19 protein-coding genes and 2 pseudogenes are annotated in these 17,282 nt (G+C 65.3%); 11 read left to right on the plus strand and 10 right to left on the minus strand.

Annotated features, from left to right (window positions below; translation table 11 throughout):
* Window positions 1–389: pseudogene (locus tag AB4Z32_RS15535) on the plus strand (hypothetical protein); the annotation flags it as partial.
* Between the two features lie 67 nt (window positions 390–456).
* Here AB4Z32_RS15535 and AB4Z32_RS15540 read toward each other — a convergent pair.
* From AB4Z32_RS15540 to AB4Z32_RS15550, 3 genes are read right to left on the minus strand one after another with little or no spacing between them, the layout of a single operon-like run.
* Window positions 457–1,029, minus strand: a complete 573-nt coding sequence (locus AB4Z32_RS15540; RefSeq protein ID WP_442122757.1) for a YceI family protein — start codon at window positions 1,027–1,029, stop codon at window positions 457–459.
* Between the two features lie 50 nt (window positions 1,030–1,079).
* Window positions 1,080–1,628: a YceI family protein gene (locus AB4Z32_RS15545; protein ID WP_442122758.1), complete on the minus strand. Its 549-nt coding sequence runs from the start codon at window positions 1,626–1,628 to the stop codon at window positions 1,080–1,082.
* Between the two features lie 10 nt (window positions 1,629–1,638).
* On the minus strand, window positions 1,639–2,199 hold the full coding sequence (locus AB4Z32_RS15550) for a cytochrome b (RefSeq protein ID WP_442122759.1): 561 nt from the start codon (window positions 2,197–2,199) through the stop codon (window positions 1,639–1,641).
* A gap of 239 nt (window positions 2,200–2,438) precedes the next feature.
* On the opposite strand from AB4Z32_RS15550, the gene AB4Z32_RS15555 reads away from it, so the two are divergent.
* Both AB4Z32_RS15555 and cysC read left to right on the plus strand, forming a co-directional pair.
* On the plus strand, window positions 2,439–4,415 hold the full coding sequence (locus AB4Z32_RS15555; protein ID WP_442122760.1) for a TonB-dependent receptor plug domain-containing protein: 1,977 nt from the start codon (window positions 2,439–2,441) through the stop codon (window positions 4,413–4,415).
* Window positions 4,403–4,981: an adenylyl-sulfate kinase gene (gene cysC, locus AB4Z32_RS15560; protein WP_442122761.1), complete on the plus strand. Its 579-nt coding sequence runs from the start codon at window positions 4,403–4,405 to the stop codon at window positions 4,979–4,981. Before AB4Z32_RS15555 ends, cysC begins: the two co-directional genes overlap by 13 nt.
* 15 nt (window positions 4,982–4,996) lie before the next feature.
* Here the strand turns inward: cysC and purB are convergent, their stop codons facing one another.
* The gene (purB, locus tag AB4Z32_RS15565; protein WP_442122762.1) at window positions 4,997–6,376 is read right to left on the minus strand and encodes an adenylosuccinate lyase; all 1,380 of its coding nucleotides are present in this window, start codon (window positions 6,374–6,376) and stop codon (window positions 4,997–4,999) included.
* A gap of 161 nt (window positions 6,377–6,537) precedes the next feature.
* Between purB and AB4Z32_RS15570 the strand changes: the two genes are divergently transcribed.
* The gene (locus AB4Z32_RS15570) at window positions 6,538–7,155 is read left to right on the plus strand and encodes a glutathione S-transferase N-terminal domain-containing protein (protein ID WP_442122763.1); all 618 of its coding nucleotides are present in this window, start codon (window positions 6,538–6,540) and stop codon (window positions 7,153–7,155) included.
* Window positions 7,152–8,135 (plus strand): PfkB family carbohydrate kinase, encoded by a 984-nt coding sequence (locus AB4Z32_RS15575; RefSeq protein ID WP_442122764.1) that lies wholly within the window; start codon window positions 7,152–7,154, stop codon window positions 8,133–8,135. Before AB4Z32_RS15570 ends, AB4Z32_RS15575 begins: the two co-directional genes overlap by 4 nt.
* On the opposite strand, the gene bfr is transcribed toward AB4Z32_RS15575, so the two are convergent.
* The 3 genes from bfr to AB4Z32_RS15590 form a co-directional block, all read right to left on the minus strand.
* Window positions 8,122–8,604 carry a bacterioferritin gene (bfr, locus tag AB4Z32_RS15580; protein WP_442122765.1) on the minus strand — a complete coding sequence of 161 codons (483 nt, stop codon included), beginning with the start codon at window positions 8,602–8,604 and terminating at the stop codon, window positions 8,122–8,124. The two genes, AB4Z32_RS15575 and bfr, sit on opposite strands and share 14 nt — an antisense overlap.
* A gap of 62 nt (window positions 8,605–8,666) precedes the next feature.
* Window positions 8,667–9,248, minus strand: coding sequence for a PepSY-associated TM helix domain-containing protein (locus AB4Z32_RS15585; protein ID WP_442122766.1), 582 nt, complete (start codon window positions 9,246–9,248; stop codon window positions 8,667–8,669).
* Between the two features lie 291 nt (window positions 9,249–9,539).
* Window positions 9,540–9,758, minus strand: coding sequence for a (2Fe-2S)-binding protein (locus tag AB4Z32_RS15590; protein WP_442122767.1), 219 nt, complete (start codon window positions 9,756–9,758; stop codon window positions 9,540–9,542).
* Between the two features lie 217 nt (window positions 9,759–9,975).
* Here AB4Z32_RS15590 and AB4Z32_RS15595 point away from each other — a divergent pair, with 217 nt between their 5' ends.
* The 3 genes from AB4Z32_RS15595 to AB4Z32_RS15605 are packed head-to-tail and all read left to right on the plus strand — an operon-like array spanning window position 9,976 to window position 12,403.
* Window positions 9,976–10,236, plus strand: a complete 261-nt coding sequence (locus AB4Z32_RS15595) for a FeoA family protein (protein ID WP_442122768.1) — start codon at window positions 9,976–9,978, stop codon at window positions 10,234–10,236.
* A gap of 12 nt (window positions 10,237–10,248) precedes the next feature.
* On the plus strand, window positions 10,249–12,141 hold the full coding sequence (gene feoB, locus AB4Z32_RS15600) for a ferrous iron transporter B (protein WP_442122769.1): 1,893 nt from the start codon (window positions 10,249–10,251) through the stop codon (window positions 12,139–12,141).
* Window position 12,142: 1 nt separating this feature from the next.
* Window positions 12,143–12,403 carry a DUF6587 family protein gene (locus tag AB4Z32_RS15605; RefSeq protein ID WP_442122770.1) on the plus strand — a complete coding sequence of 87 codons (261 nt, stop codon included), beginning with the start codon at window positions 12,143–12,145 and terminating at the stop codon, window positions 12,401–12,403.
* 11 nt (window positions 12,404–12,414) lie between these two features.
* Here the strand turns inward: AB4Z32_RS15605 and AB4Z32_RS15610 are convergent.
* Window positions 12,415–13,169, minus strand: a pseudogene (locus AB4Z32_RS15610) (DUF72 domain-containing protein).
* A gap of 142 nt (window positions 13,170–13,311) precedes the next feature.
* Between AB4Z32_RS15610 and AB4Z32_RS15615 the strand changes: the two are divergent.
* The gene (locus AB4Z32_RS15615; RefSeq protein ID WP_442122771.1) at window positions 13,312–13,611 is read left to right on the plus strand and encodes a type II toxin-antitoxin system Phd/YefM family antitoxin; all 300 of its coding nucleotides are present in this window, start codon (window positions 13,312–13,314) and stop codon (window positions 13,609–13,611) included.
* Window positions 13,586–13,843, plus strand: coding sequence for a Txe/YoeB family addiction module toxin (locus AB4Z32_RS15620; RefSeq protein ID WP_442122772.1), 258 nt, complete (start codon window positions 13,586–13,588; stop codon window positions 13,841–13,843). The genes AB4Z32_RS15615 and AB4Z32_RS15620 overlap by 26 nt, the downstream gene beginning before the upstream one ends.
* On the opposite strand, the gene AB4Z32_RS15625 is transcribed toward AB4Z32_RS15620, so the two are convergent.
* The gene (locus AB4Z32_RS15625) at window positions 13,837–14,421 is read right to left on the minus strand and encodes a hypothetical protein (protein WP_442122773.1); all 585 of its coding nucleotides are present in this window, start codon (window positions 14,419–14,421) and stop codon (window positions 13,837–13,839) included. The two genes, AB4Z32_RS15620 and AB4Z32_RS15625, sit on opposite strands and share 7 nt — an antisense overlap.
* A 138-nt stretch (window positions 14,422–14,559) precedes the next feature.
* Window positions 14,560–16,488: a CocE/NonD family hydrolase gene (locus tag AB4Z32_RS15630; protein ID WP_442122774.1), complete on the minus strand. Its 1,929-nt coding sequence runs from the start codon at window positions 16,486–16,488 to the stop codon at window positions 14,560–14,562.
* Between the two features lie 118 nt (window positions 16,489–16,606).
* Between AB4Z32_RS15630 and AB4Z32_RS15635 the strand changes: the two genes are divergently transcribed.
* Entirely contained in the window at window positions 16,607–17,278 is a 672-nt protein-coding gene (locus AB4Z32_RS15635) for a glutathione S-transferase (RefSeq protein ID WP_442122775.1), read from the plus strand.
* Window positions 17,279–17,282 lie beyond the last annotated feature (4 nt).

Here is a 17,282-nt window from a genome sequence, read left to right on the forward strand (position 1 = left end):
GTGCGGCGCTGGGCGCGGTCGGCGGTCCGGTCGGCATGGCGGCCGGCGCGGCCATCGGCGGCATCGCCGGCGGCATGGCCGGCAAGGGCGCCGGCCACCTGGTCAACCCGACCGAGGAAGACAACTACTGGCGCACCAACTACCAGACCCAGCCGTACTACTCGCCGGGCTACAGCTACGACGACTACTCGCCGGCCTATGCGCTGGGCTACAACAACGCCCGCCGCTACCCGTCCTACGACCTGGCCGAGCCGCACATGGCCGATGAATGGGATCGCGTGAAAGGCCATTCGCGCCTGTCGTGGGAGCAGGCCAAGTCGGCCAGCCGTGCAGCCTGGGATCGCGTCGAGCGCGCCATGCCGGGTGACCTGGATCGCGACGGCCGTTAATTTTCCTTGAACGATAAAAAACCTCGGCGCCTTGCGGCGCCGAGGTTTTTTTACGTCCGGTCAAAAATTACTGCTTGACCGCTTCGACCTGGATCGCCAGCTTGACGTCCATATTGAAGCCGAAGGACTCGCCGTAGCTCACACCGAAGTCGCTGCGCTTGAAGGTGGCCGAGGCGTCGGCGCCGCACACTTCCTTCTTCAGCATCGGGTTGATGATGCACTTGAACTTGTTGACGGTGAGGGTGACCGGCTTGGTCACGCCGTGCAGGGTCAGTTCGCCGTCGACCGTTGCCGGGGTGTCGCCGTTGAATACCAGCTTGCCCTTGTAGGTCGCGGTCGGGAACTTGGCGACGTCGAACATCTCCGCCTTCTTGGCGTGCTCGTTCAGCTTGTCGTTGCCGAAGTCGATGCTGTTGGCGTCGATGACGATGTCGACGGTGCCGGTCTTGGCCGCGCGGTCCAGCACGATGCCGCCGTCGGTCTTGTTGAACTTGCCGCGCCAGACCGACAGGCCGCCGAAGTGGTCGGCTTCGAAGCTCGGGTAGGTGTGGCTCGGGTCGATCTTGTAGCTGTCGGCGGCGAAGGCGCTGCTTGCGAATGCTGCGGCCAGGAGGGCGATGCTCAGGTGCTTCAGTTTCATGTGACGGGTTTCCTTCGTTAGTGTGGATGCTGCCTATTAACTGCTGCTAATTAACCCGCGGCGACGCGGAACTTGATGACGATGTCGTCGGCGACGATGCTGGTGTCCTGCCACTCGCCTTCGCCGACGTTGAAGGCGCGGCGCTTGATCGGCAGCTGGCCTTCGAATACCTGCCTGCCGCCTTCGGGCTTCACGTTGAGCGGGAAGCTGACCTCGGCGGTCTTGCCCTTGATGGTCAGCTTGCCGGTGACGGTCAGCTTGTTGCTGCCTGCCGGCTTGATCGACGACGAGACGAAGGTCGCCTTCGGGAACTGGGCCGAGTTGAACCACTCCTTCTTCGCGATTTCCTTGTTGTAGTCGGCCTGGCCCATGTCGAAGCTGGCGGTGTCGATGTCGACCCGTGCGCTGGCCTTGTCCGGGTGCGCGGCGTCGTAGTCGATCCGGGCGTCGAATCGTTTGAAACTGGATTCGACCGGCACATCCATCTGCTTGAAAACGGCCGATACGCTGCTGTGGGCGACGTCGGTCTTGAGCGGCGCGGCGTTCGCGGCCAGGGCGACGCCGAGGAGGATGCCGGCCAGGGAAGAGGTGGTTTTCATGCTTTCTCCTTCAAATGGAACGACCGGGCAGCATGCGGCGCATGGTGCCGTCGCGGTCGAGGATCTGGTGCTTCAGGGCGGCCAGCAGGTGCAGGGCGACCAGGGCCGCCATGGCCATGTTCAGCCAGTAGTGCATTGGCTTGAGGATGTCGGCCAGGGCCGGATTCTTGGCGTAGAACACCGGCAGCTGGAACAGGCCGAAGTACTTGACCGGGACGCCGGCCGCCAGGGTATACAGGTAGCCCGAGACGGGCACGGCGAACATGAACAGGTAGAGCAGGTGGTGCAGGCCATGGGCCGCGCTTTGCTGCCAGGCCGGCATCGATGCCGCGAGCGCCGGCGGACGGTTCTTCAGGCGCCACAGCAGGCGCAGGGCGGCCAGCAGCAGCACGGTCACGCCGGCCCATTTGTGCCAGGAGTAGTAGCGCAGCTTGGTCGGCGAAAAGCCCGGGATGTCCGTCATCACCAGGCCGAGCGTGAAGGCGCCCACGATCAGCACGGCGATCAGCCAGTGAAGCGCGATCGCGGTCGTGGTGTAAGACTTCTGCTCCTGCCGCTGCCGCTCGTACATGTTTGACTCCGGAAAATATTCTTGTCGGAACAAGATCTTAACAAAATAGCTGGTGTATTGATTCCGTACTTTAACAATTCCATGGGGAGTCAGGAAGCCAGCAAAACGGATAACATTGTTCAGCTGGCGGAACAATCGGAAAAAGCTCCCATCGGATGAGGGTGTGACGAAGGTAAAATGTTGACTTGGCCGATTTATCAATGATAATTGTCGGCCATGAATATTTCCTCGAACACCTTATGATGTCGTCCGCTCCCGGCCGGGCGCCGTTTGCGCTCCGCCTGCCCCTCCTTTTGCTGGGCGTGGCCCTGGCCACCTGCGCGCATGCGGGCGAACAGTCGAGCGAGCGTACGGGCGGCGAGCGCCAGGCCGAATTCGCCGACCTGTCGATCGAGGAACTGGCGAACATCGAGGTGACGTCGGTGTCCAAGCGGCCGGAGCGCCTGCAGGATGCGCCGGCCTCGGTGTTCGTGATCACCGCCGACGACATCCGCCGTTCCGGCAGCCGCAGCCTGGCCGAAGCGCTGCGCCTGGCGCCCAACCTGGAAGTGGCGCGCTCCAACAATTCCGGTTACTACATTTCCGCGCGCGGCATGAACGGTTCCAGCAACAGCCCCGCCAACAAGCTGCTGGTGATGATCGACGGCCGTTCCGTGTATTCGCCGCTGTTCTCGGGCGTGTTCTGGGACGAGCCCGACGTCATGCTGGAAGACATCGAACGCATCGAGGTGATCAGCGGCCCCGGCGGCACGCTGTGGGGCGTGAATGCCGTGAATGGCGTCATCAACATCACCACCCGCCATGCGGCCGATACCCGCGGCGACCTGCTGGTGCTGCGCGGCGACAGCGACGGCGCCCAAGCCGCCTTCCGCCACGGTGCGGGCGGTCCGGAACACAGTTGGCGGGTGTACGGCAAGGTGTTCGGCCTGGGTCACAGCGAACTCGCCAGCGGTGCGCCGATCGACGACGCCTGGGACCAGGGCCAGGTCGGCTTCCGCTCCGACTGGGAGCGCGGCCAGGACCGCATCAGCCTCAACGGCAACGCCTGGCGCGGCCGCCAGGGCCAGCCGGCGCCGGGCGCCATCGCCGCGCCGGGCGCCAGCGTCGGGGTCGACGACATCATCACGCGCGGCGCCAACCTGACCGGACGCTGGGAGCATGCGCTCGAAGGCGGCGGCAGCCTCAGCGCCCAGGCCTATGTCGATCACCGCTACCGCCAGGTGCCGCCCACCTTCACGGATTCGGTCGACATCGCCGACCTCCAGCTCCAGCACTCGCTCCCCAAGTGGGGCATGCACAGCATCGTGTGGGGCGGCGAGTACCGCTACAGCTGGGACAAGGTCGACAACAGCCGCTTCGTCGCCTTCCTGCCGGCCAGCGACCGCCAGCCCTGGGCCAGCCTGTTCGCCCAGGATGAGATGGCGCTGCGCGACGACCTGCGCCTGACGGCCGGCGCGCGCTATGAGCGCAACCCCTATACCGGCGCCGAATTCCTGCCGACCCTGCGCCTGTCCTGGCGGGTCTCGCCGGCGCACTCGCTGTGGGCCAGCTATTCGCGCACCGTGCGCGCACCGTCGCGCCTGGACGTCGACGCCTACGTCCCCGGTGCGCCGCCCTATCTGCTGGCCGGCGGTCCGCGGGTGCGCTCCGAAGTGGCGCGCGTGTTCGAACTCGGCTACCGCGGCCAGGTCGGACAGCGGATGTCGTATTCGGTCACGGCCTTCCGCAACCTGTACGACCACCTGCGCACCCAGGACATCACGCCCGCCGGCACGATCGAATTCGGCAACCTGATGGAAGGCCGGGCGCATGGCCTCGAAGCCTGGGGCAGCTACCAGATGAGCGATGCCTGGCGCCTGTCGGGCGGCCTGACGGCGCTGCACGAGCGCTTCACGCTGAAGCCCGGCAGCGTCGACGCCGGCAGCGTGGCGACCACCGGCACCGATCCGGCCTACACGGCCCAGCTGCGCTCCAGTTATGCCTTCGACAGCGCGCGCGAGCTCGAACTGGCGGTGCGCCACGTCGGCGCCACCGGACGGCCTGAAGTGCCGGCCTACAATGCGCTCGACCTGCGCTTCGGGTGGCGTTTCGCGCCGGGCATGGAGCTGTCCGTCATCGGCAACAATCTGAACGGCAGCCACGGCGAATACGGCGTGTCCCAGTTCCGCAGCGAAGTGGGACGCAGCGTCGGCGTGAAGCTGGTGTGGCAGCGCTGATCGATCCGCGCGAACGCGAACGCCTGCACGGCCACGCGCCGGCGGTGCTGTGGTTCACCGGCCTGTCCGGCTCGGGCAAGTCGACCCTGGCCAGCAGCGTCGAGCGGCGTCTGCACGCGCTCGGTTGCCGCGCCTTCGTGCTGGACGGCGACAGGCTGCGCCAGGGCCTGTGCAGCGACCTCGGCTTTTCGAACGCGGACCGGCACGAGAACATCCGCCGGGTGGGCGAGGTGGCGTCCCTGTTCGCGCAATCGGGCGCGATCGTGCTGACGGCGCTGATCTCGCCGTTTGCGCAGGACCGCGAGCGGGCGCGCCGGCTGCTGCCGGAGGGACACTTTTTCGAGATCTATTGCAACGCCAGCGTGGCCGACTGCGAACGGCGCGACGTCAAGGGCTTGTACCGGCGCGCACGGGCGGGGGAAGTTAAGGAATTCAGCGGCATCTCATCGCCCTACGAGGCGCCGGCGGCGCCGGAGCTGGAGCTGCATACCGCCAGGGACAGCATCGGGCAATGCGTCGATGCCGTCCTCGAGATCTGTCAAAAACACCTTATCCGGCCCCGCTGACGGGGCCGGAAACACTCAGATCGCCTTGGCCAGCTGGGCCGCGAGGCCGGTGTAGTTGGCCGGGGTCATCGCCAGCAGCAGGGCCTTGGCTTCCTGCGGCATGGCCAGCTTGCCGATGAACTCCTGCAGCGCTTCGCGGGTGATGCCCTTGCCGCGGGTGAGTTCCTTCAGCTGCTCGTAGGGGTTCTCGATGCCGTAGCGGCGCATCACGGTCTGCACCGGCTCGGCCAGCACTTCCCAGTTGGCGTCCAGGTCCTGCTCCAGGCGCAGCGGGTTCACTTCCAGCTTGTTCAGGCCGCGCAGGCAGCTGTCGTAGGCCAGCAGGGCGTAGCCGAAGCCGACGCCGATATTGCGCAGGACGGTCGAGTCGGTCAGGTCGCGCTGCATGCGCGAGACCGGCAGCTTGTCGGCCATGTGGCGCAGCACCGAATTGGCCAGGCCCAGGTTGCCTTCCGAGTTCTCGAAGTCGATCGGGTTGACCTTGTGCGGCATGGTCGACGAACCGATTTCGCCGGCCTTCAGCTTCTGCTTGAAGTAACCCAGCGAGACATAGGTCCAGATGTCGCGGTTCAGGTCGAGCAAAATCGTATTGGTGCGCGAGATCGCGTCGAACAGCTCGGCCATGTAGTCGTGCGGCTCGATCTGGATGGTGTAGGGGTTGAAGGTCAGGCCCAGCCGCTGTTCGATCACGTTCTTGCTGAACGCCGGCCAGTCGAAGCCCGGGTAGGCTGCCAGGTGCGCGTTGTAGTTGCCGACCGCGCCATTCATCTTGCCGAGGATCTCGACGCCTTCGATGCGCTTGACGGCGCGCTGCAGGCGCGCGACCACGTTGGCGAATTCCTTGCCGAGGGTGGTCGGGCTGGCGGTCTGGCCGTGGGTGCGCGACAGCATCGGCAGGTCGGCGTTGACGTGGGCGATCTCGGTCAGCCTGGCGATGATGGATTGCAGGGCCGGCAGCATCACGCCGTCGCGCGCCGCTTTCAGCATCATGCCGTGCGAGGTGTTGTTGATGTCTTCCGAGGTGCAGGCGAAGTGGATGAACTCGCTGGCCGCGACCAGTTCCGGCACGTCCTTGACCTTTTCCTTCAGCCAGTACTCGACGGCCTTGACGTCGTGGTTGGTGACGGCTTCGATTTCCTTGATACGGGCGGCATCAAGCTCCGAGAAGTCGGCGGCCAGCTTGTCGAGCAGGGCGTTCGCCTCGGGCGAGAATGGCTTGAGTTCGGCAAAGCCGGCCTGCGACAGTGCCTGCAGCCAGGCGATCTCCACCTTCACGCGGTGGTGCATGAAGCCGGCTTCCGACAGGATCGGACGCAGCTTGTCGGTCTTGGCGGCGTAGCGGCCGTCCAGCGGGGACAGGGCCGACAGGGTGGAGGAGGAGGCGGTAGAGGTCATGGCGGGCGGGGATGAGTGCAAAAGCGCGATTTTACCATCGGGAGCCTGCGCGAACCGGGTTTGTCAAGCCGAATGTGGACAGCGTTGCACGCCTTTCCCACGCCATTATCCGGTCATTGCCCGATGCTATACTGTCAGTCAGTCCCCTAATCTGAGCATTTATGAAACTCATCGGTTCCGTCACGAGTCCTTATGTGCGCAAGGTGCGCGTCGTGTTGGCAGAGAAGAAGCTCGACTATGTGTTCGAGCTCGAAAACGTCTGGTCGGCCGATACGAAGATCAGCGCCACCAACCCGCTCGGCAAGGTGCCCTGCCTGGTGATGGAAGACGGCAGCGCGATGTACGACTCGCGCGTGATCGCCGAGTATTTGGACACGCTGACGCCGGTGTGCAAACTGCTGCCCGCCAACAGCCGCGACCGCGCCAACGTCAAGGTCTGGGAAGCGCTGGCCGACGGCGTCGGCGATGCGGCCGTGCTGGCCTACCTGGAGCGCACCCAGCGCCCCGCCGAGCTGCAGAGCCAGGCCTGGATCGAGCGCCAGATGGGCAAGGTCGGCAAGGGCCTGCAGGTCATGTCCGACAACCTCGGCGAGCAGCCGTTCTGCATGGGGATCCACTACACCCTGGCCGACGTCGCGGTCGGCTGCGTGCTGGGCTGGCTGCTACTCCGCTTCCCCGCCATCGACTGGCGCGGCGAGCACCCGAACCTGGCGCGCCTGTTCGACAAGCTGTCGGAACGCCAGTCCTTCAAGGACACCGTGCCGGTTATCGCCTCGTGAGCGCCGCAATAAGCGCATCCGCGCCGACCACGGTCGTGTTCGGCGAAGCCCTGGTCGACGAATTCCCGACCGAGCAGGTGGTGGGCGGCGCGCCCTTCAACGTCGCGCGCCACCTGGCCGCCTTCATGGCCCCAAGCCTGATGATCACCCGCATCGGCCGCGACCGCAACGGCCAGGCCGTGCGCGGCGAGTTCGAGCGTTTCGCGATGAGCGACGCCGGCCTGCAGCACGACCCGATGGAGGAAACCGGCCGCGTGGTGGTCGAAAGGAGCGGCCAGGGCCACCGCTTCCGCATCCTGCCGCGCCAGGCCTACGACTTCATCGACGCCGCCGCCGCCGCCGCCAGCCTGGCGAACGCCGATGCCGGCATCGTCTACTTCGGCACCCTGGCCCAGCGCGAACAGCGTTCGCGCGCCGCCCTGGCCGCCGTGCTCGACGCGACGCCGGCCAAGCGCTACCTCGACCTCAACCTGCGTCCCGGCCAGTACGAGGAAAGCACCGTCACGCGTTCGCTCGAGGCGGCCGACATCGTCAAGGTCAATGAAGAGGAATTGCAGGCGCTGTTCCAGTGGTATTTCCAGATCGGCCCGAGCGATGCGCCGCTGGCCACCGAGGAAGTGCACGCGGCCTGCCGCGCGCTGATGGACCGCTTCGGCCTGGAAACCCTGATCGTGACCCTGGGCCACCGCGGCTCGGTGGTGTTCCTGGCGGACGGCGGCCTGATCGCCAACCGCGACAACCCGGCGCCGCCCTTCGTGATCGACACGGTGGGGGCGGGCGACGCCTTCTCGGCGATCTTCCTGCTGGGCCGCATGCGCGGCTGGCCGCTCGAACTGACCCTGGCGCGCGCCAACGAATTCGCCGGCGCGATCTGCGCGGTCGCCGGCGCGGTGCCGCGTGACCTGAACTTCTACGACAAATGGGTCACGCGCTGGCGCGACCCGGCTGCCGCTTCGGCGTCGGCGTTTACTCCTCGCTGACGTCGCCCATCTGCGACTGCAGGTAGTTCTGGATACCCACCTTGACGATCAGGTCGAGTTGGGTTTCCAGCCACTCGATGTGCTCCTCGGTATCTTCGAGGATGTCCAGCAGCAGGTCGCGCGAGACGTAGTCGCGCACGGTCTCGCAGGCGGCGATGCCGTCCTTGATGGTCTGCTGGGCGGCGCGCTCGAGCTTGAGGTCGCATTCCAGCATTTCCTGGGTCGACTCGCCGATCAGCAGCTTGTGCAGGGCCTGCAGGTTGGGCAGGCCGTCCAGCATCAGGATGCGGTCGATCAGCCGGTCCGCATGCTTCATCTCGCCGATCGACTCGTCGTATTCCTTCTTGCCGAGGCGTGTGAAGCCCCAGTGCTTGTACATGCGCGCATGCAGGAAGTACTGGTTGACCGCAGTCAGTTCGTTGGTCAGCTGCGCATTGAGTGCGCGGATGATGTTCGGATCGCCCTTCATGGAGTGCCCTTTATTGTTGACGTGATATCGGCATCATAGCAAAACCGCGGGGCCCGCCATCCTTATATCGATGCCAGCGCCACACCGCCGGCCAGCAGCAGCGAGACCGAGGCGATCGCGATGCCCACCGTGCGCCTGCGGTTGGTGAGCGCCCACAACACCATTCCGGACAGCGACAGCAGGATGATCGAGCCGGCCAGCGTGTCCACCAGCAGGATCCAGCCCACGCTCATGCCCACGCCCTTGTGCAGGTTGGTGAGGGTGGCGAAGACATTGTTCTCGGTGCGTTTCAGGGTCACGTAGTTGTTGCCGACCCAGTACTCGGCCGCTACCGTCCCGGAGGGGGACGTAAAACTGGCGCTCCAGCGCGCCGGCTGGACCATGGTGCGGTCGCCCCAGGCCACGGTGCGGGCCGGATCGAGTTTCACGCGCGCCGGATCGGGGGCGAGCTTGAGCGAGGATTTCAGCCAGGCGGCCAGCGCCTGCGGGTCGGCCGGGGCCGGGTCGGGCAGGGGCACCTGCACCGTGCTTTCCTGGGTTTGCGCGGCGGGAATCTTCAGCACCGCGCGGTGGTTCAGGAGGATGCCGGTGCTGCCGAACAGCAGGCCGAGCACGGCGCCCCACAGGCCGATCCAGCCATGCATCTTGCGCAGCCACTTGACGGCGACGGCGCGGCGCGAAGGTGTGGGAGGCGGTTGAACCGTAAACGGGGGCGGCGGCGTCCTCGGATTGCGAAACGGGATGACGGGCATAAGACAGGCGAGATGGCTGCTTCGGAAGCACCATGTTATCAGGACGCGCCGCGCATCGGCCGCTTCGCGCATCGATATGTGTGCGGCAATCCCACGCTTTGCTATGAGGTCATGGCGCTTGTAAAACTGGACCGGCGTCGCTGGCGCCGCAGGCGCGGCGACGGCCGGGACGATTCGGAAAAATCAGGCGGCCAGGCCGGCCACCGTGGTGCGGCGCAGCTCGGTGACCGTGGTGGTCGATTCCAGGTGTTCGTTCATCACCTCGCGGGCATAGCTGACGCATTTGCCGCAGCAGGTGCCGACGCCGAGCTCTTTGTACAGGTCGGACATCGAGGTCAGGCCCATTTCGACGGCCTGGCGGATTTCACGGTCGGAGATGTTGTTGCAGACGCAGACGATCATGGTCTTTATTCCGGTGTTGTTTGGTCTATAATGCGAATCATTCTCATTATGTTTTGTATTCTCCCGAAGTCGAAGCCTGAATGCAAGCGTTTTGTCGCGTAATCGAGGCAGAGTGAACACAAGTAGACAAATCGCAAATAGAAATAATTCGCATTTAGGTTTATGATGCTCACATGTCTCATCAGCGCTGCAGCCGAATTCGATTGGAAGCGACATCATGACTCTTGCACCGACCCTGACCACGCTCGACGCCTTGAAGGCGGGCCAGAGCGCCACCGTGATCCATCTCGCCCCCAGCCATGGTGGCGATGGCGCCGACGTCTCGCGCCGCCTGCTGGAGCTCGGCTTCGTCCCCGGCGAACGAATCCGCATGCTGAAGGGCGGCCTGCCCGGCGGCCCAGTGGCGGTGAAGGTCGGCCAGTCCACTTTCGCCCTGCGCCGTTTCGAAGCGGCGCTGATCTCGATCCAGCCGGAATAAGGCCATATATACATGGGAGCAGTAGAACAGCAGGTCCAGGCAGCGGCCAGGGCGCCGCTCATCGCCCTGCTGGGTAATCCGAACTGCGGCAAGACCGCGCTGTTCAACCGCCTCACCGGCGCGCGGCAGAAGGTCGCGAACTACGCCGGCGTCACCATCGAACGCAAGGAAGGCAGTTTCACCCTGCCGGGCGGTCGCGCCATGCGCGTGCTCGACCTGCCGGGCGCCTACAGCCTGTCCGCCCACACCCCCGACGAAGCCATCACGCGCGACGTGGTGGCCGGCCTGCGCGCCGGCGAACAGTCGCCGGACGCCGTGGTGTGCGTCGTCAACGCCACCAACCTGCGCCTGAACCTGCGCCTGGTGCTCGAGATCCAGCGCCTGGGCCTGCCGATGGTGCTGGCCCTGAACATGGTCGACGTCGCCAACAAGCGCGGCATCGAGATCGACACCGGAAAACTGTCGCAAGAGCTGGGCATGCCGGTGGTCGAGACCGTGGCCGTGCAGTCCGGCGGCGAGAAAGGCCTGCTGAAAGCGCTCGAAGCGCTGTCCTTCGACGCGCCGGTCAAGCCGCGCGCGCTTTCCGCGATCGACGCCGTGCCGGTCGAGGAGACCCAGCGCGAGGTGCGCCGCATCATCGGGGCCTGCGTCAGCTTCGACAAGGACACCGGCAACCTCTCCGAGCAGATCGACCGGGTCGTGCTGCATCCGGTGCTGGGCCCGGTGATCCTGGCCGCGCTGATGTTCCTGGTGTTCCAGGCCGTGTTCAGCTGGGCCGCCGTGCCGATGGACCTGATCAAGAACGGCGTCGAGGGACTCGGCCGCTGGATCGGTTCCAGCATGGCCGAAGGCCCGCTGCGCAGCCTGATCGTCGAGGGTATCTTCGGCGGCGTCGGCAGCGTGCTGGTGTTCCTGCCGCAGATCCTGATCCTGTTCTTCTTCATCCTGATCCTCGAGGACTGCGGCTACCTGCCGCGCGCGGCCTTCCTGCTCGACCGCCTGATGGGCGGCGTCGGCCTGTCCGGACGCGCCTTCATTCCGCTGCTGTCTTCCTTCGCCTGCGCGATCCCCGGCGTGATGGCGGCGCGCACGATCCAGAACCCGCGCGACCGCCTGGTGACGATCATGATCGCGCCGCTGATGACCTGCTCGGCGCGCCTGCCGGTGTATGCGCTGGTGATCGCGGCCTTCATCCCGAACCGCCAGCTCGGCGCCGGCATCAACCTGCAGGGCCTGGTGCTGTTCCTGCTGTACGCGGCCGGCATCGTCAGCGCGATGGGCGTGGCCTGGTTCTTCAAGCGCGCCGCGCGCGCCAAGGGTCATCACCCGCTGATGCTGGAACTGCCGGCCTACCACTGGCCCCACCTGCAGAACCTGGCCCTGGGCCTGTGGGAACGCGCGAAGATCTTCGTGACCCGCGTCGGCACCGTGATCCTGACCCTGATGGTGCTGGTCTGGTTCCTGTCGAGCTTCCCGGGCGCGCCGGAAGGGGCGACCCATCCGCCGATCTACTACAGCGTGGCCGGCATGCTGGGACGCGCCCTGGCGGTGGTCTTCGAGCCGATCGGCTTCGGCTGGCAGATCTGCATCGCGCTGGTGCCCGGCATGGCCGCGCGCGAAGTCGCGGTCGGCGCGCTCGGCACCGTGTACGCGCTGTCCAGCGGCGGCGACGACGTCGCCACCTCGCTGGCGCCGCTGATCGCCCATTCCTGGAGCCTGGCGACCGCGCTGTCGCTGCTGGCCTGGTACGTGTTCGCGCCGCAGTGCCTGTCGACCCTGTCCGTCGTGCGCCGCGAGACCGGCAGCATCCGCTACGCCTTCCTGATGGCCGGCTACATGTTCGCGCTGGCCTACACGGCTTCCTTCATCACCTACCACGTCGCGCGCTGGGCGCTGGGGAGCTGAAATGGTCCAGTATCTGGTCGTCGGCATGATCGTGCTGCTCGCGGCGCTGTACGCGGCGGGCAAATACCTGCCGCTGTCCTGGCGCCGCAAGATCGTCTACAAGTTCTCGGACGGCTCTGGCCGCGGCCTGCTGGCGCGCTGGCTCGACAAGGACGCGGGCTGCGGCAGCGGCTGCGATACCTGCGGGACCTGCGAAACGGAGCCGATGCCGGAGCAGGATGCGCAGGGGCGCAAGATCATCCAGGTGCATGTGAAGCGCTAGATCCACCATTTCTAGGCCGCAGGCCGCCATTCCACGTCCAGCAATGCCATCAAGCGCTTCGCATCGAACGGCGCCCGCACCTTGATGTCGTTGTCGAAGTAGCAGTACACATCCCGGCTCCCGGCCTTCGGCGGCGGTATCGAAGACACCAGCCGCGCATCCTCCGGCTGCTTCCCTTCGCTCCACGAGCGTATCCGCGCCGCCCAGCGCGCCAGCGAATCGTCCTCGTACCCGCTCGCATACAGCTCATGCTCGCCGTGCAGGCGGATGTAGACGAAGTCCGCGGTGACGTCTTCCCAGTCCGGCCACTTGCCCGCGGTGTCCGCCACCACCAGCGCCACCTTGTACCTGCGCAGCAGGGCGATGAAGGCCTCGTCGTGGAAGCTCTCGTGGCGCACCTCGACCGCGTGGCGCAGCGGGCGCACGGCGTCGATCTCCAGCAGCGAACGTCCCGTCATCTTGGCATCGTGGCGGCGCCCGAGGCCAGCACGTTGGCAAGCGGCGTCTCGATCCCGCGCAGCTTGAGCATGTGGGTGAGGAAGCGGTTGCCCTTCACCGCGAACACGAAGCCGGGCGGCGTGGCCGCATACCAGGCCGCGTAGCTCGCGGGCCGCTGCAGCGCATAGAAGGAACCGTTGATCTCGATGGTGGGAAGGAAGCGCGATGCGTAATCCAGCTCGCGCGCCTGGACCAGACCCGGCGGATAGAACACCCCGCGCCAGGGGTCGTAACGCCAGCCCGAGATGCCGATGTAGATGTTGCCCATGCCTGCGATGGTAGGCGAGCGGCGAGGATGACTCGGTACGTTGACGAACCGTGATCGGGCTCGCTTGCGATCCAGGCTATTTGCGCTATACTTAGAGTTGTACTATATATTGTACAAGTCAATATTCTTCTGGAGATGGCAAATGAGAATCGTCAACTTTTCCGACGCGCGTAACAGCCTTCGTACTGTGATCGATCAAGTGGTCGAAGATGCAGACGTAACGGTAATCTCGCGCCGTGATGCTCCCGATGCCGTTGTCATGTCCTTCGATTACTACAGCAGCCTCATGGAAACAGTGCACCTGCTGAGCTCTCCGGCAAACGCCGCGCATCTTGCCAAGTCCCTCGCCCAAGCCCGTTCCGGCCAGGCTCAGTCCCGGGAACTGATCGATACTCTGGAAGCCGAAGAGGCGCATCATGCGAAACCTGAAGTTCACGGATGAAGCCTGGAACAGCTACATCTATTGGCAAACGCAAGATCGGAAGACACTCAAACGTATCAATGATCTGATCAAGGACGCGCAGAGAAGCCCGTTCGAAGGGATCGGCAAGCCCGAGGCCCTGAAACACAGCCTGAGCGGCTGCTGGTCGCGCCGGATAGACGAGACAAACCGCCTGGTCTACGAAGTGCAGGATGAAGAGCTTGTCATCATCTCCTGCCGCTACCATTACTGACGGACTAAGAACGCAAACTTCGCAGGCCGCCGGCGCCACAAACCCACGGCCCCAACCCCCGCCGCCAGCATCGCCCACGCAGGCGCCTCCGGCACCGGCGTCACCGGCGAGGCCGACATCATGCTCAGGACCGTGCCCTCGGTCCAGTACAGGTGGTGCTCGGTGGTGGTGTAAGGATCGAACTGGTATTCGTAGCTCATCTTGCCGGACTCGATCAGGTGGCCGCCGCCGCGCCAGCCCTCGGGGTCGCTGCCGTATTCGCCCAGGCTGAAGGACAGTCCCTTGTCGGGCGAGAACACGAAGCTGTCGGCCCCGCAGTGGTAGTAGGCATTGCTCCTGGTGCCGCAGGCGATGTAGTCCATCGAGCCGATGGTCAGCGAATTCAGCTCGCCGAGTTCGAGCACGCCGTCGGCGTTCAGGTCGGTGCCGGTGAAGGAACCGGAGATCTGCATGCCGGGCAGGAAGACCGCGGCTTCATGGTCGTAGAAGCCGGTGTAGGTGAAGGTCCAGTGGGCCGACTGGGCATGGGCGAGCGCACTGCCAAGCAGCAGTGCGGTGGCGGACAACAGGTGCTTCATGGTGGACCTCGCATGGTGCGGGACGACCCCGCGGTAAATGAAATGCTGGGTTCAGCCTACACGTGTTTGTTAAGGAAGCCCTGTCCGGTTGACACAATGTCGCCGGCCGGCCACAACGGCTGGCCGGCTCGGCAGTGTTTATTTCCCAGCCGAAACGACCGGCAGTTCGATCGCGCTTTCCATGCCCGGCGCGTGGTAGACCCGCTGGGTCGCCTTGCGGAAGTCGCCCGCCCTGGCATGGAAAATGTTGGGCACGAAGGTCTGCGGGTTGCGGTCGTACAGCGGGAACCAGCTGGACTGGATCTGCACCATGATGCGGTGGCCCGGCAGGAAGACGTGGTCGACGTTCGGCAGTGCGAAGCGGTAGCGCTCGGCCTTGTTGGCCGGGATGGCCGCCGGTTTGTCGAAGCCCTGGCGGTAGCGGCCGCGCAGGATGTCCATCGCGATCGGCAGCTGGTAGCCGCCCATCTCCGGCTGGGCCGCGACCTCGTCCGGATACACGTCGATCAGCTTGACCACCCAGTCACTGTCGGTGCCGGACGTCGAGGCGAACAGGTTCACCATCGGCTCGCCGGCCAGTTCCAGGGGCTTGCTCAGCGGTTCGCTCACATAGGTCAGCACGTCCGGGCGGTCGGAATACGAACGCTGGTCGGTCACCAGCCAGGGCTTCCAGACCGTGCCTTCGCCCATGCGCACCGGACGCGGCACGAAGGGCACCGGTTTCGCCGGATCGGACACGTATTCGTCGAAGGCCGCGCCCTTGGCATCGCTTCGCATCTCATCCTTGCCGAAGCCGAGACCGAAGCCCGGCTTCAGGTACAGCGCGGTCGAACTCGGGACCAGCGGCCACTGCTCCAGGCGGCGCCAGCGGTTCACGCCGGTCTGGTAACTCCATACGGGCGGGGTGTCGAAGGCCGGGGCGCCATCCTTCAGGTACTGGTCAAAGAAGGGCAGCATGACTTCGCGGCGGAACTGGCGGGCGGTGTCGCCGGTGAACTTCAGGGCGCCCAGCGAGGAACCATCGTAATTCACGCCGCTGTGGCGCCACGGACCGACCACCAGCGAATTCAGCTTGTTGTCCTTGTCCTTCGGCTCCACCGCGGCATAGGTCGCGTAGGCGCCGTAGATGTCTTCCTGGTCCCAGCGGCCGACCACGGTCATGGTCGGCACCGTCAAGGGTTTCTTCGCCAGGATGCGGTCCAGCGCCTGCTCCTGCCAGTAGCTGTCGTAGGCCGGATGCTCGAAGATCTTCTTCGTGAAGTTCAGCTGGTCGACGCCGTAGATGTGGGCGTAGTCCGCGGTCGAACCGGCGCGCAGGAAGGCGTCGTAGTCGTCGTGGATGCCGGTGACGATCTCCTCGCCCTTGCCGCGCGCCGCGTTCTGGCCGGCGATATAGGCCAGGTTGGTATTGCGGAAGGCGCCGTTGTGGAACCAGTCGTCGCCGCGCCAGCCGTCGACCATGGGGCTCATCGGCACTGCCGCCTTCAGCGCCGGGTGCGGTTCGACCAGCGCCATCAGCACCGTGAAGCCCTCGTAGGACGAGCCGACCATGCCGACCTTGCCGTTCGATTCCTTGACGTTCTTGACCAGCCAGTCGATGGTGTCCCAGGCATCGGTGCTGTGGTCGACCTGGGTATTGTTCAGCGGGCCGCGCACCGGACGCGTCATCACGTAGTCGCCTTCCGAGCCGTACTTGCCGCGCACGTCCTGGAACACGCGGATATAGCCGTTCTCGATGAAGGCATCGTCGCCGTCGCCCAGCAGCGAGGTGATGTGCGGGCTCTTCATGCGGGCGGTGCGGCCGGAGGCGTTATACGGCGTGCGGGTCAGCATGATCGGGGCGTGGCTGACTCCCTTCGGGATCACGATCACGGTGTGCAGCTTGACGCCATCGCGCATCGGGATCATCACCTCCCGCTTCACGTAGTCGGCATTCGGGAGCGTGATCGAGAATTTGTCGGACGGGATGTCGGGCGCCATCGCCGGCGTCTGGGCCATGGCCGTGCCGCCGAGCGCCGCGAACAGCAGGGGAAGAATGGACAGGGTCGGCAGGCTGGGGCGCGGCATCGGGGGGTCTCCTAGATTGTTAAAAGTTGCATTCAAGCATATTACCCAAGCGGGGAGCGGTACGCAATTGCGAGGCAAAATGTTAAGCTAGCGCCATTTTCCCGACCACCGCCAGCCGATGATCATCGTCCACCACCTGAACAACTCCCGCTCCCAGCGCATCCTGTGGCTGCTGGAGGAACTCGGCCTGGAGTACGAGATCAAAAAATACCAGCGCGACCCGAAGACGATGCTGGCGCCGCCGGAGCTGCGCGCCGTGCACCCGCTGGGAAAATCGCCGGTGATCCAGGATGGCGACACCATCGTGGCCGAGTCCGGCGCCATCATCGAATACCTGGTGGGGCGTTACGGCAACGGCCGCCTGGAACCGAAGCCCGATACGCCCGAGCGCCTGCGCTACACCTATTTCCTGCACTATGCGGAAGGATCGGCGATGCCGCCGCTGCTGCTCAAGCTGGTGTTCGACCGCGTCGAGAATTCGCCGGCGCCCTTCTTCGTGCGCCCGATCGCGCGCGCCATCGCCAACCGGGTCAAGGACAGCTTCGTGCTGCCGCAGATCCGCCAGCACCTGGCCTTCCTCGAGGGCGAGCTGGCGGAGCGCGACTGGTTTGCCGGCGACGCGTTCTCGGCCGCCGACATCCAGGTCAGCTTCCCGCTGGAGGCGGCCGCCGCGCGCGGTGGGCTGGACGGCAAGTATCCGAAGCTGAGCGGCTTCCTCGAACGCATCCACGCGCGTCCGGCCTACCGGCGCGCGCTCGAACGGGGCGGGAAGTACGATTTCGTCAAGTAAGAGA

Origin of the sequence: Massilia sp. 2TAF26, assembly GCF_052115005.1 — a bacterium.
GTDB lineage: Bacteria > Pseudomonadota > Gammaproteobacteria > Burkholderiales > Burkholderiaceae_D > Telluria.

What these genes read in the sequence shown, in the direction of transcription:
- AB4Z32_RS15555 (WP_442122760.1), top strand. Translation starts at nt 2,439, where the DNA reads ATGATGTCGTCCGCTCCCGGCCGGGCGCCGTTTGCGCTCCGCCTGCCC.
- AB4Z32_RS15615 (WP_442122771.1), top strand. Translation starts at nt 13,312, where the DNA reads ATGAGAATCGTCAACTTTTCCGACGCGCGTAACAGCCTTCGTACTGTG.
- AB4Z32_RS15570 (WP_442122763.1), top strand. Translation starts at nt 6,538, where the DNA reads ATGAAACTCATCGGTTCCGTCACGAGTCCTTATGTGCGCAAGGTGCGC.
- feoB (WP_442122769.1), top strand. Translation starts at nt 10,249, where the DNA reads ATGGGAGCAGTAGAACAGCAGGTCCAGGCAGCGGCCAGGGCGCCGCTC.
- AB4Z32_RS15630 (WP_442122774.1), bottom strand. Translation starts at nt 16,488, where the DNA reads ATGCCGCGCCCCAGCCTGCCGACCCTGTCCATTCTTCCCCTGCTGTTC.
- AB4Z32_RS15585 (WP_442122766.1), bottom strand. Translation starts at nt 9,248, where the DNA reads ATGCATGGCTGGATCGGCCTGTGGGGCGCCGTGCTCGGCCTGCTGTTC.
- AB4Z32_RS15620 (WP_442122772.1), top strand. Translation starts at nt 13,586, where the DNA reads ATGCGAAACCTGAAGTTCACGGATGAAGCCTGGAACAGCTACATCTAT.
- AB4Z32_RS15625 (WP_442122773.1), bottom strand. Translation starts at nt 14,421, where the DNA reads ATGAAGCACCTGTTGTCCGCCACCGCACTGCTGCTTGGCAGTGCGCTC.
- AB4Z32_RS15550 (WP_442122759.1), bottom strand. Translation starts at nt 2,199, where the DNA reads ATGTACGAGCGGCAGCGGCAGGAGCAGAAGTCTTACACCACGACCGCG.
- AB4Z32_RS15540 (WP_442122757.1), bottom strand. Translation starts at nt 1,029, where the DNA reads ATGAAACTGAAGCACCTGAGCATCGCCCTCCTGGCCGCAGCATTCGCA.
- AB4Z32_RS15595 (WP_442122768.1), top strand. Translation starts at nt 9,976, where the DNA reads ATGACTCTTGCACCGACCCTGACCACGCTCGACGCCTTGAAGGCGGGC.
- AB4Z32_RS15605 (WP_442122770.1), top strand. Translation starts at nt 12,143, where the DNA reads ATGGTCCAGTATCTGGTCGTCGGCATGATCGTGCTGCTCGCGGCGCTG.
- AB4Z32_RS15635 (WP_442122775.1), top strand. Translation starts at nt 16,607, where the DNA reads ATGATCATCGTCCACCACCTGAACAACTCCCGCTCCCAGCGCATCCTG.
- bfr (WP_442122765.1), bottom strand. Translation starts at nt 8,604, where the DNA reads ATGAAGGGCGATCCGAACATCATCCGCGCACTCAATGCGCAGCTGACC.
- AB4Z32_RS15590 (WP_442122767.1), bottom strand. Translation starts at nt 9,758, where the DNA reads ATGATCGTCTGCGTCTGCAACAACATCTCCGACCGTGAAATCCGCCAG.
- AB4Z32_RS15545 (WP_442122758.1), bottom strand. Translation starts at nt 1,628, where the DNA reads ATGAAAACCACCTCTTCCCTGGCCGGCATCCTCCTCGGCGTCGCCCTG.
- purB (WP_442122762.1), bottom strand. Translation starts at nt 6,376, where the DNA reads ATGACCTCTACCGCCTCCTCCTCCACCCTGTCGGCCCTGTCCCCGCTG.